Here is a 17,348-nt window from a genome sequence, read left to right on the forward strand (position 1 = left end):
TCCGTACCGTCCGGTTGGTATGTGGAGTGCGCGCGCAGCAGGGCGGGCTCGAACTCGGGGATCACGCCGACCACCGGGCCAGCCCCGGACGCTCGCTCAAGGCGGGTCCGGTGTCCGTGACGCCCAGGTAGCGGCGCCGGACCTCGTCGCTGGCCGCCAGTTCCGCCGACTCGCCGGACAGCGCCACCGCCCCGACCTCCAGCACGTAGGCGTGCGAGGCCAGCGCGAGCGCCATGGCGACGTTCTGCTCGACGAGCAGCACCGAGGTGCCGGTCGCGTTGATGGTCCGGATCGTCTCGGCGATCCGCGAGACCATCTGCGGCGCCAGCCCCAGCGTCGGCTCGTCCAGCAGCAACACCGACGGCTCGGCCATCAGCGCCCGGCCGATCGCGAGCATCTGCTGCTCGCCGCCGGACAACAACCCGGCGTGCTGGCGGGCGCGTTCGGCCAGCACGGGGAAGAGCTCGTGCACCCGGTCCCGCGCCCGGCCGGCCGCACCGCGCGGGGTGCCGAGGCCGCCGGCCCGCAGGTTCTCCTCCACCGTCATGCGGGCGAAGACGCGCCGGCCCTCGGGCACCTGGGTGACGCCCCGCCGTACCACCGCCGCCGCGGCCGTGCCGTCCAGCCGGACGCCGTCCAGGGCGATCTCGCCGCGGGAGACCCGGCCGCGGTGGAAACGGAGCGTTCCCGAGATCGCGCGCAACAGGGTCGTCTTGCCCGCGCCGTTGGCGCCCAGCAGGGCCACGATCGAGCCGGACGGCACCCGCAGCGAGACCCCGTCCAACGCCCGGACGGGACCGTAGTCCACGACGAGGCCGCCGACCGTCAGCTCGGCCATTCGATTTCCTCCCATGCCGCCATGCAGGTCACCCAATCCCCGCCCGGCACGGTCGTCCAGACGCGGCAGGGAAGTCAGGCGCGCTGCCCACCGGGCCGCGGCCCTCGCTGTGCACCTGCACAACGTCAGATCACGAATCGCTACAGAACCTTGTTCTGGGATTGGCGCGGATGGCAGTCTCGGGAGAATGCGTCCCCCCACAGCCGTGGACGACGACGTCCGCCAGACGTTGCGCGCCGCCGCCCGGGCCCTGCTCGGACGCCTGCCCGAGCTGACCGACGAGCTGGTCGACCGGGTGCGAGGCGGTGACGAGACCTACTGCGCCCACGTGCCCTACGACGAGCACTGGGACAGCACGCTCGAAGGCATCCGCCTGGGCATCACGGCCATCCTGCAGCCGCCCGGCGAGCGCCGCGACCTGACCTTCACCGCGCAGATGGCCCGCCGCCGGGCCGAGCAGGGACTGCCGCTCGACTCGCTGCTGCGGCTGTACCGGCTGGCCGGGCAGGTCATCTGGTCGGCGATCACCGAGTACACCGAACGCGAGTGCCCAGAACGCCTCGGCATCCTGGTGCGCGCGGCGAGCCACGTCTGGCACGCCATCGACCGGCAGGCCCTGGTCGCCGGCGACACCTACCGCCGCCGCGAGCGCGAGCTGCTCGAACGCAGCGAGGAACGGGTCGGCGCGCTGCTCGACGCCCTGCTCAACGGCGCCGCGGAGCCGGCCGTCGTGCGCTCCGTCGCCGCCGCGTTCGACCTGCCCGAACGCGGGAACTACGCGGTCGTGGCGGTGCGCTTCCCGCGCCGCGGCTCCGGCCTCGACGGGCGGCGGCCGGTCGAGCTCGGCGCGATCCGGCTGCTGTGGCGGATGCGCGCCGGGCACGAGGTCGCCGTCGCGGTGCTCGGCCAGGCCACGCTGGACGACCTGTGCCGGGAACTCAGCGTGATCGTCGGCGGCGTCGCCGGGGTCAGCCCGGTCGCCGGCGGCCTCGCCGAGCTGGGCCTGGCCTACGAGCTGGCCTGCCTGGCGCTGCGCACCTGCGCCGACCGCGGCCCCGAGATCGCCCGGCTGGACCAGCGGGTGCCGGCCGTCCTGGTCATCAGCCAGCCGGACATCTCCCGGCACCTGGTCGAAGGCGTGCTCCGCCCGCTGCTCGCCCTGGAACCGGCCGACCGTGACACCCTCCTGACCACCCTGGAGACCTGGCTGGCCTGCGACGGCTCCGCCGCCCGCGCCGCCGGCCGGCTGTTCTGCCACCGCAACACGATCATCAACCGGATGCGCCGCATCGAGCAGCTCACCGGACGCTCGCTGAGCCGCCCCGGCGACCTGGTCGACGTCGCCCTCGCCCTCGAAGCCGCCCGCCTGCTCGACCACGGCCAGCCGGACTGATTACGCTCAGTGAGTGACCGCATCGGGGGAGAGGCACGCGAGCTGGCTGGAACTCTTCTTCGACCTGGTCGTCGTGGCCGCCGTGGTGCAGCTCGCGCACCGCCTGCACGACCCCTCCTGGGCCGGGGCCACGGTCACCCTGACGCTCTTCTACGCCATCTGGAGCGTCTGGATCTCCTACACGCTCTACGCCAACGTCGCCGCCACCCGGACCCGCACCCGGTCGATCCTGATCGGCATGTTCGGCATCGCGGTCATGGCCGCCGCCGTGCCCGGCGTCGGCAACCGGCTGCCCGAGGTGCAGGACACCCGCGACTTCGCCTTCGCCGTGGCGTACGTGATCTGCCGCTTCACCGCCGCCGGCACCTTCCGCAAGGCCGGCACGGTCATGACCTCCTGGCCTACCGCCCAGCTCAGCCGCGGCCTGGCGCTCGGGCCGTGGATCCTGTCGATCTGGTTCGACGCGCCGGTCACCTACCAGCTCTGGTTCGTCGGCATCGTGCTCGACATTCTCGTCTCCGTCCGCCTCAGCCGCGACCCCGAGCGGATCATGGCCAGGGTCAGGAAGAAGCAGGCCCGGCACAAGGGCCGCGACCCCCTCGCCACCCGCGGCGTCCTCGACCCGGAGCATCTCGGCGAGCGGCTCGGCCTGTTCACCATCATCGTCCTGGGCGAGGCGGTCATGCAGGTCGTCATCGGCGCGGCCAAGGTGGCCTGGGACCTGGAGCTCGGGCTGGTCGCCGTGGCCGGCTTCGCGCTGGTGGTCTCCCTGTGGTGGCTCACCTTCCAGTACGGCGTGAGCGCCGCCCCGCAACGCCTGGGCGGCGCGGCCCTGCGGCCCAGCGTCGCGCTCACCGCGCACTTCTTCATGACCGCCGGCATCGTCGCCCTGGCCGCCGGGCTCGGCGTCACCGCCGAGAACCCGAACACCGCGCTGCCACCGGCGGTCGCCTGGCTGATGTGCGCCGGCCTCAGCCTCAACCTCGCCGCCTCGGCCGCCCTCGGCACAGCCAACGGCGCCGGGCGGCGCTGGACCTGGGGCTATGCCGTACCGACCGCTCTGCTGCCGCTCGCCGTCGGGCTCTTCGGCCTCGACCTGGACGGCTGGCTCGTGGTGACGCTCCTGGTGCTGGCCCCGCTCTGGCGCATCCGCTACCGCCCGTCCGGCGACCAGACCGGAGCGCGGTCCAGCGCCGGGCCGGACGCCGGACCGCCGCTCCCCGCGACCTAGCTGTCCGACCAGCGCGCCGACAGGGCCGTGACCTGCTCGGGGGTGAGCTTGACGTCGAGCGCGCCGAGGTTGTCCTCCAGGTGCGCGACGGAGGTGGTGCCGGGGATCGGGACGACGGCCGGCGACAGGTGCAGCAGCCAGGCGAGGGCGAGCTGGGCCGGCGTGGCGTCGTGGGCGGCGGCGAGCTGGGCGAGTTCCCCGCCGGGCGCGGTGAGCTCGCCCCGGCCCAGCGGGAAGAACGGGACGAAGGCGATGCCCTCCCGCTCGCAGTACGCGACGGTGTCCAGGTAGCGCTGGCGGGTGAGGTTGAGGATGTTCTGGACGCTCGCCACCGGGGCCAGCTTCTGCACGGCGGCGATCTCGGTCGCGGTCACCTCCGACAGCCCGATGTGCCGGATCTTGCCTTCGGCGCGGAGCGCGTCGAGCTCGCCGATCTGGTCCTCCAGCGGCACGCCGGGGTCGATGCGGTGCAGGTGGTAGAGGTCGATCCGGTCGAGCTTGAGGCGGCGCAGGCTCATCTCCACGCACTGCCGCAGGTACTCGGGACGGCCGACCGCCTGCCACCGGTCGGGGCCCTGCCGGGTGAGGCCGCCCTTGGTGGAGATCACCAGGCCCTCGGGATAGGGGTGCAGGGCCTCGGCCACCAGCGACTCGGCGACGTGCGGGCCGTAGGAGTCGGCGGTGTCGATCAGCGTCACGCCGAGCTCGACCGCCCGCCGGAGCACTCGCAGCGCGCCGGCGTGGTCGGCGGGCTCGCCCCAGATGCCGGGGCCGGTCAGGCGCATGGTGCCGAAGCCGAGACGGGAGACGGGCAGGTCGCCGCCGAGGAGGAAGGGGGTTCGCGTCATGGCGGGACCTCACCACGTTCCACGGAGCTTGTCACCTGGTTTTCCCGGCTCTGGTCTGCTCGGCCGGCGCGGCGCCCTCGACCAGGAACCGGAGCGCGCCCAGGGCCTGGCCGAAGTCGACCTGCTCGGGCGCGAGCAGCCACTGCTGGTGGATGCCGATCCCCGCGCCGATCACCGCGACGGCCAGCGCGTCCACCGGCACCTCGGGCGGCAGCGCCCGGGTCTCCAGCCAGCGCCGGCAGTGCTCGCGCAGCGCGGCGTGGATCTCGGCGTAACGCTCGCGGATGGGGGAGTCGGGCTCCAGCGCCTCGACCAGGAGCGTCACGAACAGCTTGGTGGTCGGCGTGGCCAGCAGCGCCTCGATGCCCACCTCGAACGCCTCGGGCGGAGCCTGGGCCAGGGTGGCGCGCACCCGCTCCATCGAGCGTTCCAGTACGGCCAGCAGCAGGCCCTCCTTGCTGCCGAAGTGCCACGGGATGGAGCCGCGGCTGATGCCGGAGCGGGCGGCGACGTCGATGAAGGTCGTCTGCCGGTAGCCCTTCTCCGCGAACAGCTCGGCCGCCGCGGCGAGGATCAGCTCCCGGCTCTCCTGGCTGGTCTGCTCTCGTCGTGTTGTCACGCCACCTCCTCTGTGCTACGAATCATATTCTATGTTGACCAACACAGGACGTCTGCCGGACACCGCCCACACGGCGCAGCCCTGGCGCATCCACGCCCTCGTCCCCGACTTCCGGCTGGAGGACGTCTGGGCGCTGCCCACCCCCGGCGGCCCCGGCGACCTCGACCGCCTCGTCCGCCAGATGGCCGGCGGGCCGGGCGGCTTCACCGGTGCCGCCCGGGCGCTCTTCGCCCTGCGCTGGAAGCTCGGCCGGTGGTTCGGCTGGGACGCCCCCGAGACCCGCGTCGGCGCCCGCGTCGAGAGCCTGCGCGCCCGGCTGCCCGCCGACCTGCTCGGCTCGCCCGGCCCCGACCTGGCCGCGGTGCCGCTGACCTCGGTGTTCCTGACCGGCACCGAATGGGCGGCCGAACTGGCCAACCGCACCGTGCACACCGTCATGCACATCGGCTGGGTGCCCACCCCCGACGGCGGCCACCGAGGCCAGATGGCCGTGCTGGTCAAGCCCAACGGGGCCTTCGGGCGGGCCTACATGGCCGCCATCCGGCCCTTCCGCCACCTGATCGTCGACCCCGCCCTCGTCCGGCTCATCGGACGCGGTTGGCAGAGGAGTGCCGCATGAAAGTCGGGATGATCGCCCACCACTACCCGCACCCCGACCACCGCGACGCGTTCGTCGCCCGGGTCCAGGATGTCGCCGCGTTCTTCCGGGCCCGGCCCGGGTGCCTGTCGGCCGAGTGCTGGCTGACCGACGACGCGGTCGTGTCCATCGTCCGCTGGGAGTCGGACGCGGCCTTCGCCGCCTCCTTCGCCTCCGTGGGCGAGGCCACCGGCCTGGACGTGGCCTACGACGACCGGGAGGTACGGCCCCGCGAGATCATCCGGCTCGTCGAGCCCTGACCTCGGTCCCGGACAGCCGTTCGTGCAAGGTGCGCCCGTCGGGGTCCGCCAGCGACCACATCGAGTCCAGCGCCACGCTGACAACGAGGTAGTCGGCGAGCAGGGCCGTGATCCGTCGCCAGGTCAGCCCCAGCTCGGGACGCCAGGTGACGCACAGCACGAGCGCGGCGGCGCTCAGCCGGAAGACCTGGTCGGTGCCCCAGGCCCCCGCCACGGTGGCGAACCACTCGGCGCTGAGGAGCGGCACAGGGCCGCCGCACTCTTCCGGTGATGCCAGGTACCAGGGCGTCATGGGTCCAAGGACGGCGATCAGGATGAGCCCGGCGGCCACCCTGCGCCCCACCCGGCCCCGATCCAGGCCGCTCAGACAGGCCGCCAGCCCGAGGTGCGGATCACCCTAGCGAGCCGGTGGCGCGGTGCTGGCGCGGGTGATCAACCGGGTGGGCACGAGGTCGGTGCCGGGTTCGCCGGGCAGGCCCAGGCTGATCTGCTGCAGCACCCGCTCCACGCACCGCCGGCCGACCTCGGTGAAGTCCTGGTGGACGGTGGTGAGCGGGGGCGCGAAGTGCGCGGCGTCGGGGATGTCGTCGAACCCGACGACGCTGATCTGTCCCGGCACCGGGCGCCCGCGCTCGTGGAAGGCGCGCAGCAGCCCGAGGGCCATGTGGTCGTTGGCCGCGAAGACGGCGGTGCAGTCGGGTTCCTCGGCCAGCAGCAGGCCCGCGGCGTAGCCGGAGTCGGGCGACCAGTCGCCGTGCAGGGGTGGCGGCACGGGCCGGCCCGCCTGCTCCAGGGCGGTGCGCCAGGCTTCGGTCCGGCGCTGGCTGGCGTAGGAGGTCTCCGGCCCGGTGACGTGCCAGACCGTACGGTGACCCAGGTCGAGCAGGTGGTGGACGGCCCGCCGCGCGCCGTCGGCCTGGTCGGTGTCGACGACGCTGTAGCGGTCGCCGGCGTCGGAGTCGACCACCACGACGTGCACGCCCGGCGGCAGGGTGACCGTACCGGCGTCGAGCAGGTGGATCTCCAGGATGACGATGACGGCGTCCACCGCGAGTTCGCCCATGCGGGTGAAGGCGCCCAGGACGTTGTCCTGGGTGGGGATGTCGACGGGGATGAGGGTGATCGCGTAGCCCTCGGCGGCGGCGTGGGTGGCGATGGCCTCGACGGTCCGGCTGTTGCCGGTGGAGGCCAGGTTGAAGAGGATCACGCCGATGGTGTTGAACTGCCCGTAGCGCAGGGCGCGGGCGGCGCTGTTGGGCCGGTAGCCCAGTTCGCGCATGGCGCGCAGCACGTGTTCGCGGGTGGCTTCGATGACGTTGGGGTGCCCGTTGGCCACCCGGGAGACGGTTTGGGAGGAGACGCCCGCCAGCTTGGCGACGTCGGCCATGGAGACCCGCTGCTTGCGCCGGCCACCGGGGATGCCCGACCCGCCCCGCTGCGCACCGCCCTTGGGCAGACCGCCGGACTGCTCCGCCGCCATGTTGTCCTCTCGTTCACCGACCTTGACGATCCGTGTGACAGACTGCCACCATACCGCAGAAGTTTACGTAAACATTTCTGCTCCGATGATCTCGGACGACTCCCGACGGCCATCCGCGAGCCCAGGGTCCACGACAATGTTTACGTAAACATCGCACGATCCGGTTCGAGAGGGAGCGAGACGATGGCGACGAGCGGCTGGAGAGCGCGGTCATGGACGGGCTGGCGATTCGTCGGCCCCTTCATGGCCGTCTTCGCGCTGGTGTTCCTGGCCCCGATCGCCTACTCGATCCACCTCAGCCTCTACCGCACCCGGCTCATCGGCGGCACGTCCTTCGTCGGCCTCGACAACTACGCGAAGGCGCTCACCGACCCGCTGTTCTGGGGCGCCTTCGGCCGGGTGGCGCTCTTCCTGGTCGTGCAGGTGCCGATCATGCTGTTCCTGGCCCTGCTGCTGGCGCTGGCCATCGACAGCGGCCGGCTGTACGGCGCGAGCTTCTTCCGCATCGCCGTCTTCCTGCCCTACGCCGTCCCCGCCGTGGTCGCGGCGCTGATGTGGGGCTTCATGTACGGCACGCGCTTCGGCCTGGTCGGCAACCTGAACGAGGCCCTCGGCCTGTCGCTGCCCGAGCCGCTCGCCCCCGAGTGGATCCTGGCCTCCATCGGCAACATCGTGACCTGGGAGTTCACCGGCTACAACATGCTGATCCTCTACTCCGCGCTGCGCGTCGTGAACCCCTCGCTGTACGAGGCGGCGGCGATCGACGGCGCGGGCCAGGTGCGGATCATCTGGGCGATCAAGCTCCCGGCCCTGCGCGGCGCCCTGATGATCGCCACGATCTTCTCCGTCATCGGCAGCTTCCAGCTCTTCAACGAGCCCAGCATCCTCAAGAGCCTCGCGCCGAACGCGATCACCACCTCCTTCACGCCGAACCTGTACGCCTACTCGCTGTCCTTCGCCGGCCAGCAGTTCGACTACTCCGCCACCGTCGCCATCGTCATGGGGCTGATCACCATGGTCATCGCCTACGTCGTCCAGTTGCGCGGCGCGCGGAAGGGAGCCTGACCATGGCCACCACCAGAACCGCCAAGCCTCTGGTCGTCCGCCGCCGGGCCAGGGGCGGCCGGCGCAGCGTCGCGCTGACCGTGCTGACCGGCCTCATGCTCGTCTACACGCTGCTCCCGCTGGCCTGGCTGCTGATCAACGCCACCAAGACGCAGGAGGGCCTGCTCGGCTCCTTCGGCCTGTGGTTCGCCGACGACTTCGCCCTGTTCGACAACATCGCCACCACGCTGACCTACGACGGCGGCATCTTCACCCGCTGGCTGCTCAACACCGTGCTCTACGTCGTGGTCGGCGCGGGCGGCGCGACGCTGCTGGCCACCGTGGCGGGGTACGGCCTGGCCAAGTTCGACTTCCCCGGGAAGAAGGCGGTCTTCGCCGTCGTCATCGGCGCGGTCGCCGTGCCCGGGACCGCGCTGGCGGTGCCGACGTTCCTGATGTTCTCCAACCTGGGGCTGACCGACACCCCCTGGGCGATCATCGTCCCCTCGCTGATCACGCCGTTCGGGCTCTACCTGATGTGGACCTACGCGGCGGAAGCCGTACCGGGCGAGGTGCTGGAGTCGGCGCGGGTGGACGGGGCGGGGGAGTTCCGCACCTTCTTCCGGATCAGCCTGCCGCTGCTGGCCCCGGGGATCGTCACGGTGCTGCTGTTCTCCGTGGTCACGACGTGGAACAACTACTTCCTGCCGCTGATCATGCTCAAGGATCCCGCGTGGTACCCGCTGACGCTCGGGCTCAACAGCTGGAACGCCCAGGCCGCCACCGCGGGCGGTGAGGCGATCTTCCACCTCGTCATCACCGGATCACTGCTCACCATCATCCCGCTGATCGTGGCGTTCCTGCTGCTCCAGCGGTACTGGCAGTCGGGCCTGGCCGCCGGAAGCGTGAAGGAGTGACCGGCGTCCGGCCCGACCGCTCATCCCTCCACAGGTACACCCACGAAAGGGAAGTCCCATGACGATGTCCCGTCGCAGCCTGGCGGGCGCGGCGCTGGCGCTCTGCCTGGCCGCCGCGGCCTGTGGCTCGGGCGACACCGCGACGCCGAGTCCCGCCGCGGCCTCCGACACCGACCTCAAGGCGGCGCTGGAGGCCGGTGGCACGATCAAGGTGTGGGCCTGGGAGCCCACGCTCAAGCAGGTGGCCGCCGGCTTCCAGGCCAAGTACCCGAAGGTCAAGGTCGAGCTGGTCAACGCCGGCACCGGCAACGACCAGTACACGGCGCTGCAGAACGCGATCAAGGCCGGTTCCGGCGTCCCGGACGTGGCGCAGCTCGAGTACTACGCGTTGCCGCAGTTCGCGCTGGCCAAGGGCGTGACCGACCTGAGCGCGTTCGGCGCCGGCCAGCTCGACGGCACCTTCACCCCGGGCCCGTGGAACGCGGTGCGCTCCGCCCAGGGCGTCCACGGCCTGCCCATGGACTCCGGGCCGATGGCGCTCTTCTACAACAAGGAGGTCTTCGACAAGCACGGGATCGCCGTGCCGGCGACCTGGGAGGAGTACCTGGCCGCCGCCAAGAAGCTGCACGAGGCCGACCCCAAGGCCTACATCACCAACGACACCGGCGACGCCGGCTTCACCACCAGCATGATCTGGCAGGCGGGCGGCAAGCCGTACAAGGTGGACGGCACGAAGGTCGGCATCGACTTCGCGGCCGACCCGGGCACGCAGAAGTTCGCCGCCGCCTGGCAGCAGCTCGTCAGCGGCAAGCTGGTCGCGCCGATCAGCTCCTGGAGCGACGAGTGGTACAAGGGCCTGGGTGACGGCACGATCGCGACGCTGGTGATCGGCGCCTGGATGCCGGCCAACCTGGAGTCGGGCGTCAAGGCCGGCGCGGGCAAGTGGCGGGTGGCGCCGATGCCGCAGTGGGAGGCAGGCGGCAAGGCCAGCGCGGAGAACGGCGGCAGCTCGCTGGCCGTCCCCGAGGCCTCGGCGAACAAGAAGCTCGCCTACGCGTTCGTGAAGTACGCCACGGTGGAGGAGGGCGTGCAGACCCGCGTGGACGCCGGCGCCTTCCCGGCCACCACCGCGCAGCTCAACGCCCCGGCCTTCACCGGCAAGGAGTTCCCGTACTTCGGCGGCCAGAAGGTCAACGAGGTGCTGGCGGCCTCGGCCGCGCAGGTCGCCGCCGGCTGGTCCTACCTGCCCTTCCAGGTCTATGCCAACAGCGTCTTCAACGACACCGTCGGCAAGGCGTACGTGGACGGCTCCACCACGCTGCTCGACGGGCTGAAGAGCTGGCAGGACGCCTCGCTCAAGTACGGCCAGGAGCAGGGCTTCAGCGTCCAGTAGCCAGGCGTGCGGAAGGGGCCGGTCACGGGGGTGACCGGCCCCTTCGGCGTCCTCAGCGGGCGCGGCGCAGGACGGTGACCTGGCGCGGGCCCAGAACCGGCCCGCCGATCAGGACCTCGCCGTCGATCCCGTCCAGCTCGACGGGGTCGTCGGTGCGGTTGATGAGGAACCAGTAGTCGGCGTCGGCGCCGGTGCGGACGGCCAGCTCGACCCGGCCGCCGAGGCCGTGCTCGGGCCGCACGCCGCTGACGGCCAGCAGGTGCTCCAGCACCGGGGCCAGCCCGCCGGGCCCGAGCCGGGTGGAGACGTAGGAGGCGGAGCCGGTGCCGGCCAGGCGGGTGGTGATCGCGGGCCGGCCGGCCTGCTCGCCGGTGGTGTAGCCGGCGACGACCTTGACGTCGGGGTCGGCGAGGTCGATCCGGTCGGTCCACAGGCTGCCGCGCACGCCGAGGTCGAGCTCGACCTCGGCCCCGTCGGGCAGCGGCCCGAACTCCTCGATGCGCAGGCCGAGCAGCTCGCGCAACGCGCCGGGGTAGCCGCCGAGCCAGGCATGACCGTGCTCGTCGACGATGCCGGAGAAGTAGGTCGTCACCAGGTGCCCGCCGCCGGCCACGAAGCCGGCGAGCCGGTCGGCCAGCTCCTGCGGCACCACGTGCAGGATCGGCGCGACGACCAGCGAGTAGCCCTCGAAGGCCTCCCGCACGCCGACCACGTCGGCGCGCACGCCGGCCTCCAGGAGAGCGGTGTACCAGTCGAGTGCCTCCTGCCGGTAGCGCAGCCGGGAGGTGGGATGGGAGTCGAGCTCGGCGGCCCACCAGGAGTCCCAGTCGAAGACGATCGCGACCCGGGCGGGCCGGCGGCGCGTGCCGGCGACCGGGGCCAGCGCCCGCAGGGTGGCGCCCAGCTCGACCACCGAGCGGAAGACCGCGCTGTCGGTGCCGGCGTGCGGGACCATCGCCGAGTGGTACATCTCCGCCCCGGCCGCGGACTGGCGCCACTGGAAGAAGCAGACCGCGTCAGCGCCGTAGGCGACGTGTGTGAGCGAGTCGCGGGCCAGGTCGCCGGGGCGCTTGGCGAGGTTGATCGGCTGCCAGTTGACCGCGCTGGTGGAGTGCTCCATCAGGAACCACGGCCGGCCCCCGGCCAGCGAGCCGGTCAGGTTGGCCGAGAACGACAGCTCCTCGCGGGACTGCGGGCCGGCCAGCAGGTAGTGGTCGTTGGCGACGAAGTCCACCTCGGCGGCCCAGTCGGCGTAGTCCATGCCCTTGGTCTCGCCCATGACCATGAAGTTGGTGGTGATCGGGATGTCCGGGGTCAGCTCGCGCAGCAGGTCGCGCTCGGCCCGCAGGTGCTCCTTCAGCGCGTCGGAGGAGAAGCGCTTGAAGTCGAGCTGCTGGGTGGGGTTGGCGTAGGAGGCGGCCAGGCGCGGCGGCAGGATCTCGTCCCATTCGCCGTAGCCCTGCGACCAGAACGTGGTGGCCCAGGCGCGGTTCAGCTCGGCGACGCTCCCGTAGCGTTCGCGCAGCCAGGTGCGGAAGGCTCGGGCGGCGTCGTCGGAGTAGTCGTAGACGTTGTGGCAGCCCAGTTCGTTGGAGACGTGCCAGGCGGCCAGGGCCGGATGCCTGCCGTACCGTTCGGCCAGGGCGCGCACCAGCCGCAGGGCGTGGGAGCGGAAGACCGGCGAGGTGGGTCGCCAGTGCTGTCGCGCGCCGGGCCACAGGGTGCGTCCCTCGTGGTCCACGGGCAGGATCTCGGGGTGTCTGGTGCTCAGCCACGGGGGCGGCGAGGCGGTCGCGGTGGCCAGGTCCACCGCGATGCCGTGCTCATGCAACAGGTCCATGATCTCGTCCAGCCAGCCGAAGTCCCACTCCTCGGGCCGGGGCTGGAGCCTGGCCCAGGAGAAGATCGCCAGGGAGACGATGTTCACCCCGGCGCGGCGCATCTCCCGCACGTCCTCGGCCCAGATCTCCTTCGGCCACTGCTCAGGGTTGTAGTCCGCCCCGTAGCCGATCCGCTCCTCGCCCGAAGGCCAGCGAAGCCACCGGCCGCTGTGGTGTGCAGTCACGTCTGACCCTTCCATATGGTTACGTAAACATCGACGAGTATGGTGGAGCATGGTTACGTAAACAAGCTGGGTGGCGTGCCAGGCACGCCACCCCCGCCTCCTACAGGTAGGACTTGAGCTCGATCCCGTTGGCCGCCTCGCGGATCGGGCCGGCGATGCGCTCGACCATGGCGTCGCGCATGGGCAGCCTGGGCACGAGCGACAACACCTTCATGGAGATCCAGATCGCCACCGCCGACGACATCACCATGCCCTTGAGGTTGGTGTCGGCCAGCTTCTGGTTCGCCTCGGCGAAGGCCCGCATCTCCCGCTCGTAGCCGGCGAAGCCGTCGCCCCGCGCCAGCTCGCCGGCCAGCACGTAGGCGCCGACCAGCGCGAGGCTGGTGCCCTGGCCGGAGGCGGGGGAGGCGCAGTAGGCGGCGTCGCCGACGAGCACGACCCGGCCGGCGGACCAGGTGTCGAGGTGGATGCGGGTGAGGCTGTCGAAGTAGAAGTCCTCGGCCCGCTCCACGTGCTCCAGCAGCGCCGGGACCTCCCAGCCCAGCCCGCTCATGGCCTCGGCGAGCAGCCGCTTCTGCGCGGCGACGTCGTGGCGGTCGTGGTCGAGCGCCGGCGACGACCACAGGAACAGCGCCTTGGCGTCGGTGGCGGCGCGGGTGCTGTAGACCATGGCGGTCCGGCCGGGCGCCACGTGGCAGGCCTCCTCGCGGTCGAGGCCGAGGTGGTTGGGCACGCTGCAGATGGCGACGTAGTGGCCCATCTCCCGGGCGAAGCGCGACTCGTCGCCGAAGGCGAGCCGGCGGGTGGTGGAGTGCACGCCGTCGGCGCCGACCACGACGTCGAACACGCGGGGCGCGCTGTTTTCGAAGGTGACGGTGCCGTCGTCGGCGATGGCGGTGATCGTGTCGTCGAAGACGTACTCCACCTCGTCCCGGGTCAGGTCGAACAGGAGCCGGTTGAGGTCGCCCCGCATGATCTCCTCGTCCTCGCCCTCCCGGCCGCCGAAGATCGCCGCGTCCATCACCGCGACCGGCTTGCCGGCCCGGTTGTAGTGGGTGGCGTGGCGCATGTCGGTGCTGTGCGCCCTGACCTGGTCGAGCAGGCCCATCCGGCGGATCACGTCGAGGGCGGCGCCGCGGATGTCGACCTTGTAGCCGCCGGGCCGGATGGCCGGGGCGCGCTCGACGACGGTGACGGTGTGGCCGTAGCGGCGCAGCCAGTAGGCGGTCGTGGTGCCGGCGATGCTCGCCCCGGAGATCAGGATGTCCATGCCGCGAACGGTACAACCGTGTAAGACGTTTGTGCAAGACGCTTGTGTTAGGTTGTGGTCATGGGAAACAGGGAGGACCTTCTCGCGGGCGCCAAGCTGTGCTTGGTGGAGAAGGGCTACACGCGCACCACCGCCCGCGACATCGCCACCGCCGCCGGCGTCAGCCTCGCCGGCATCGGTTACCACTTCGGTTCCAAGGAGGCGCTGCTCAACGAGGCGCTCTTCGAGGCGATGCGCGAATGGGGCGACGAGCTCGCCGCCGCGCTGGTCTCGGCCGGCGATCCCGGCGTCGCGCCGATGGCGCGGTTCGAGGCGGCCTGGGAGAAGGTGATGGCCTCGTTCGAGACGCTCAGGCCGCTCTGGCTGACCCAGTTCGAGATCGTCGGGCAGATCGACCACCTGCCCGAGGTGCGGGCCCACCTCGCCGCGGGGCTGAACGCCGGGCGGCTCGGGCTGGCCGAGCTCTTCCACGGGGTGGATCCCGAGGCCGAGCCGGAGCGGGCGCGGCGGCTGGGCTCGTACTACCAGGCCATGCTGAGCGGGCTGCTCATGCAGTGGCTCGTCGACCCGGCCTCGGCCCCGACACCGGCGGAGCTGGCCGCCGCCGTCACCGAGATCATGGGCGTCTAGCCGGTGCGGAAGGCGCGCCGGTAGCTGTCCGGCGGCACGCCGACGACCCGCTTGAACTGGCGGCGCAGCGTCGTCGCCGTCCCCATCCCGGTGGCGACGGCGACCGCCTCGACGCTCTCGTCGGTGGCTTCCAGGAGTTCCTGGGCCCGCCGTACGCGCTGGGTCAGCAGCCACTGCAGCGGCGGCTGGCCGAGCGCCGCCCGGAACAGCCGGCCGAGGTGGCGCGTGCTGGTGTTGGCCCGCCGGGCCAGGTCGCTCACGGTGAGCGGCTGGTCCAGCCGCTCCTGCGCCCAGGCCAGCACCCCCGCCAGCGCGTGATCACCGCCGGCCTGCACCGGCGTGGACACGAACTGCGCCTGCCCGCCGGCTCGATGCGGCGCCATGACCAGCCGCCGCGCGACCGAGTTGGCGATGGCCGCGCCGTGGTCGAGCTGCACCAGGTGCAGGCAGAGATCCACCGCGGCGGCCTTGCCCGCCGCGGTGAGCACGCTGCCGTTGTCGGTGTAGAGCACGTCCGGGTCGACCATCGCCAGCGGGTGCCGCGCGCTCAGTTCCTCGGTGTGCGCCCAGTGCGTCGTGGCGTGCCGCCCGTCGAGCAGCCCGGCCGCGCCCAGCACGAACGCGCCGGTGCACAACGAGGCCACCCGCGCCCCGGCCTCGTGCGCCGCCCGCACCGCGTCGACCACCTCGGCCGCGAGCGGCTCGTCGACGTCCGCGCAGGCCGGGACGATCACCGTGTCCGCGCTCGCCAGCCGGTCCAGCCCGTGCTCGGGCTCCACCAGGAACGGCCCCACCCGCACCGGCCGGGGGCCGCACAGCAGCACCTCGTACCAGCCGTTCGTGGCCTCGCGCGGCGGGTTGCCGAAGATCTCGCAGGCCACGCCGAACTCGAAGTGCAGCAGGTTCCCGGCGGCGAGGAGGGCGACGGTAGGCATGTCCGAAAGTGTACGCATGATGGCGTTCCGGACCCTCACACCGGCAGCCCACCGCGCACCAAACTGGGCGCATGACGCACTCCCAGTCCGTGGTGGTCTACGGCGCCACCGGTCACACCGGCCGTTTCGTCGTCGCCGAGCTCCAGCGCCGCGGCTTCACCGCCATCCTGTCCGGCCGCAACGCCGAAGCCCTGGCCCAGCAGGTACGGCAAGCCGCCACCCCCCTGGAAGCCCGCCCGGCCTCCGTGGACGACCCCGCCGCGCTGGATCGCGCCCTGGCCGGAGCCGCGGCGGTCATCAACTGCGCCGGACCCTTCGCCACCACCGCCGCCCCGCTCGTCGAGGCCGCCCTGCGGGCCGGCATCCCGTACCTCGACGTCGCCGCCGAGATCGAGGCCAACGCCGCCACCCTGGCCGGTTTCGCCGCCGCCGAGACCCCGGTGATCCCGGCGATGGCCTTCTACGGCGGCCTGGGCGACCTGCTCGTGACCGCCGCGCTGGGCGACTGGACCTCGGCCGACGAGGTCCACGTGGCCTACGGCCTGAGCAGCTGGCACCCCACGCCCGGCACCCGCGCCGCCGGCCAGGTCTCGCACGAGCGCCGGGCCGGCCGCCGCGTCCGCTTCGCCGGCGGTGCTCTGCAGTACCACGACGATGCGGTCACCCAGCAGGACTGGAGCTTCCCCGAGCCGCTCGGCCGCCGCCCGGTGGTCGCGGAGTTCAGCATGGCCGACATCGTCACCGTGCCCAGCCACCTGCCCGTCCCCGAGGTCCGGACCTACATGACCCTGGAGGCGGCCCGGGACCTGGCCGACCAGAGCACCCCGGCCCCGGCCGCGGTGGACGACCTCGGCCGCTCCGACCAGACCTTCGTGGTCGACGTGCTGGTCACGTCGGGCGGGGAGCAACGCCGGGCCACCGCCCGTGGCCAGGACATCTACGCCATCACCGCCCCGCTGGTCGTGGAGGCCCTCGACCGCGTGCTGTCCGGCCGCGTCCGCGCCAGCGGCGTCGCCTCCGCCGGCGCGATGTTCGACGCCCCCGACTTCCTGCGCTCGCTGGAGCCCTACCTCACCGTCACCCTTCCGTCCTGACCAGGATCCCGGCCCGGGCGGCGGCCAGCGCGGCCTCGGCGGCCCGGTCGGCGGCCTGCTCGTCCAGCGCCTCGCCGGTGTTCAGCAGGCTGTAGTAGAGCGGCGCGGACACCGCCGCGATGACCCGGTGCGGGTCGGTCCCGGGCGGCAGCTCGCCCCGCTCCACCGCGTCGGCGGCGCACCCGGCCCACTCGGCGATCCGGACCGCGTAGAACCGATGCAGCGCCACAGCCGCCTGCTCGTCGCAGAGCGAGGCGGCGATGAGCGCCTTGAACAGCGGGCCCTGCCGGGGATGGGTGAGCGTCCTGACCACGAGCCGGGCGTTGGCCCGCAGGTCGGCGGCGATGTCACCGGTGTGCGTGCGGGGCTGCGACTGCGCGGCCATCTCCTCCAGCAGGTCAGCGGCCAGATGGCCGGGGGTGCCCCAGCGCCGGTAGACGGTGGTCTTGCCGGCTCCCGCGGCGCGGGCGATCTCGGCCAGGTCCAGGGCGTGGAAGCCGCGTGCGGCGAGGGCGTCGCCCGCGGCCTGCAGTACGGCGTCGCGGACGCGGGCCGTACGCCCGCCGGGACGGACGCTGCCGGGCGGCGGGGTGGTGGTCATGAAGCCTCCAAACGGGAATCCAGTTCCCTTAAGGGCGGAGATGGTGCTAGGTTTCTTCCATCGTAACGGAACTACAGACCCGTTTACTGTGTG

General features: G+C 72.2%; 18 protein-coding genes. 9 read left to right on the plus strand and 9 right to left on the minus strand.

The features are described 5' to 3' along the window. Positions 1-61 precede the first annotated feature (61 nt). Positions 62-838 carry an ABC transporter ATP-binding protein gene (locus ACIBG7_RS17285; protein WP_357928754.1) on the minus strand — a complete coding sequence of 259 codons (777 nt, stop codon included), beginning with the start codon at positions 836-838 and terminating at the stop codon, positions 62-64. Between the two features lie 187 nt (positions 839-1,025). On the opposite strand from ACIBG7_RS17285, the gene ACIBG7_RS17290 reads away from it, so the two are divergent. Then, the gene (locus ACIBG7_RS17290; protein ID WP_357928757.1) at positions 1,026-2,231 is read left to right on the plus strand and encodes a helix-turn-helix domain-containing protein; all 1,206 of its coding nucleotides are present in this window, start codon (positions 1,026-1,028) and stop codon (positions 2,229-2,231) included. Positions 2,232-2,244: 13 nt separating this feature from the next. Next, on the plus strand, positions 2,245-3,462 hold the full coding sequence (locus tag ACIBG7_RS17295; protein WP_397336835.1) for a low temperature requirement protein A: 1,218 nt from the start codon (positions 2,245-2,247) through the stop codon (positions 3,460-3,462). Here ACIBG7_RS17295 and ACIBG7_RS17300 read toward each other — a convergent pair. Together ACIBG7_RS17300 and ACIBG7_RS17305 are read right to left on the minus strand one after the other, a co-directional pair. Next, entirely contained in the window at positions 3,459-4,310 is an 852-nt protein-coding gene (locus ACIBG7_RS17300; RefSeq protein WP_357928762.1) for an aldo/keto reductase, read from the minus strand. The genes ACIBG7_RS17295 and ACIBG7_RS17300 overlap by 4 nt on opposite strands. Before the next feature lie 31 nt (positions 4,311-4,341). Then, positions 4,342-4,929: a TetR family transcriptional regulator gene (locus tag ACIBG7_RS17305; RefSeq protein ID WP_357928765.1), complete on the minus strand. Its 588-nt coding sequence runs from the start codon at positions 4,927-4,929 to the stop codon at positions 4,342-4,344. 31 nt (positions 4,930-4,960) lie between these two features. Between ACIBG7_RS17305 and ACIBG7_RS17310 the strand changes: the two genes are divergently transcribed. Both ACIBG7_RS17310 and ACIBG7_RS17315 read left to right on the plus strand, forming a co-directional pair. Then, positions 4,961-5,548: a DUF2867 domain-containing protein gene (locus tag ACIBG7_RS17310; protein WP_397336836.1), complete on the plus strand. Its 588-nt coding sequence runs from the start codon at positions 4,961-4,963 to the stop codon at positions 5,546-5,548. Beyond that, positions 5,545-5,826, plus strand: coding sequence for an antibiotic biosynthesis monooxygenase (locus ACIBG7_RS17315; protein ID WP_357928771.1), 282 nt, complete (start codon positions 5,545-5,547; stop codon positions 5,824-5,826). Before ACIBG7_RS17310 ends, ACIBG7_RS17315 begins: the two co-directional genes overlap by 4 nt. Here ACIBG7_RS17315 and ACIBG7_RS17320 read toward each other — a convergent pair. Together ACIBG7_RS17320 and ACIBG7_RS17325 are read right to left on the minus strand one after the other, a co-directional pair. Beyond that, positions 5,804-6,073, minus strand: coding sequence for a hypothetical protein (locus tag ACIBG7_RS17320; protein WP_397336838.1), 270 nt, complete (start codon positions 6,071-6,073; stop codon positions 5,804-5,806). The genes ACIBG7_RS17315 and ACIBG7_RS17320 overlap by 23 nt on opposite strands. A gap of 150 nt (positions 6,074-6,223) precedes the next feature. Beyond that, entirely contained in the window at positions 6,224-7,306 is a 1,083-nt protein-coding gene (locus ACIBG7_RS17325; protein WP_357928776.1) for a LacI family DNA-binding transcriptional regulator, read from the minus strand. A gap of 183 nt (positions 7,307-7,489) precedes the next feature. On the opposite strand from ACIBG7_RS17325, the gene ACIBG7_RS17330 reads away from it, so the two are divergent. From ACIBG7_RS17330 to ACIBG7_RS17340, 3 genes are read left to right on the plus strand one after another with little or no spacing between them, the layout of a single operon-like run. After that, a complete protein-coding gene (locus tag ACIBG7_RS17330) occupies positions 7,490-8,371 on the plus strand; it encodes a sugar ABC transporter permease (protein ID WP_357928779.1) in 882 nt (293 codons plus the stop codon). A 2-nt stretch (positions 8,372-8,373) separates the two neighbouring features. Beyond that, entirely contained in the window at positions 8,374-9,267 is an 894-nt protein-coding gene (locus ACIBG7_RS17335) for a carbohydrate ABC transporter permease (RefSeq protein ID WP_397336839.1), read from the plus strand. A 58-nt stretch (positions 9,268-9,325) separates the two neighbouring features. Beyond that, positions 9,326-10,660, plus strand: coding sequence for an ABC transporter substrate-binding protein (locus ACIBG7_RS17340; protein ID WP_397336840.1), 1,335 nt, complete (start codon positions 9,326-9,328; stop codon positions 10,658-10,660). A gap of 52 nt (positions 10,661-10,712) precedes the next feature. On the opposite strand, the gene ACIBG7_RS17345 is transcribed toward ACIBG7_RS17340, so the two are convergent. Together ACIBG7_RS17345 and ACIBG7_RS17350 are read right to left on the minus strand one after the other, a co-directional pair. Beyond that, positions 10,713-12,725: a beta-galactosidase gene (locus ACIBG7_RS17345; protein ID WP_397336841.1), complete on the minus strand. Its 2,013-nt coding sequence runs from the start codon at positions 12,723-12,725 to the stop codon at positions 10,713-10,715. A gap of 100 nt (positions 12,726-12,825) precedes the next feature. Beyond that, positions 12,826-13,995, minus strand: a complete 1,170-nt coding sequence (locus tag ACIBG7_RS17350; protein WP_397336842.1) for an FAD-dependent monooxygenase — start codon at positions 13,993-13,995, stop codon at positions 12,826-12,828. Between the two features lie 60 nt (positions 13,996-14,055). Here ACIBG7_RS17350 and ACIBG7_RS17355 point away from each other — a divergent pair, with 60 nt between their 5' ends. Beyond that, the gene (locus tag ACIBG7_RS17355; protein WP_357928793.1) at positions 14,056-14,625 is read left to right on the plus strand and encodes a TetR/AcrR family transcriptional regulator; all 570 of its coding nucleotides are present in this window, start codon (positions 14,056-14,058) and stop codon (positions 14,623-14,625) included. Here ACIBG7_RS17355 and ACIBG7_RS17360 read toward each other — a convergent pair. Further along, entirely contained in the window at positions 14,622-15,560 is a 939-nt protein-coding gene (locus tag ACIBG7_RS17360) for a helix-turn-helix domain-containing protein (RefSeq protein WP_357928795.1), read from the minus strand. The genes ACIBG7_RS17355 and ACIBG7_RS17360 overlap by 4 nt on opposite strands. 71 nt (positions 15,561-15,631) lie before the next feature. Here ACIBG7_RS17360 and ACIBG7_RS17365 point away from each other — a divergent pair, with 71 nt between their 5' ends. Continuing rightward, positions 15,632-16,654: a saccharopine dehydrogenase family protein gene (locus tag ACIBG7_RS17365; protein WP_397336844.1), complete on the plus strand. Its 1,023-nt coding sequence runs from the start codon at positions 15,632-15,634 to the stop codon at positions 16,652-16,654. Here ACIBG7_RS17365 and ACIBG7_RS17370 read toward each other — a convergent pair. Continuing rightward, positions 16,638-17,255 (minus strand): TetR/AcrR family transcriptional regulator, encoded by a 618-nt coding sequence (locus tag ACIBG7_RS17370; protein WP_357928800.1) that lies wholly within the window; start codon positions 17,253-17,255, stop codon positions 16,638-16,640. The two genes, ACIBG7_RS17365 and ACIBG7_RS17370, sit on opposite strands and share 17 nt — an antisense overlap. Positions 17,256-17,348 lie beyond the last annotated feature (93 nt).

The organism is Nonomuraea sp. NPDC050328 (assembly GCF_044459405.1).
GTDB lineage: Bacteria > Actinomycetota > Actinomycetes > Streptosporangiales > Streptosporangiaceae > Nonomuraea.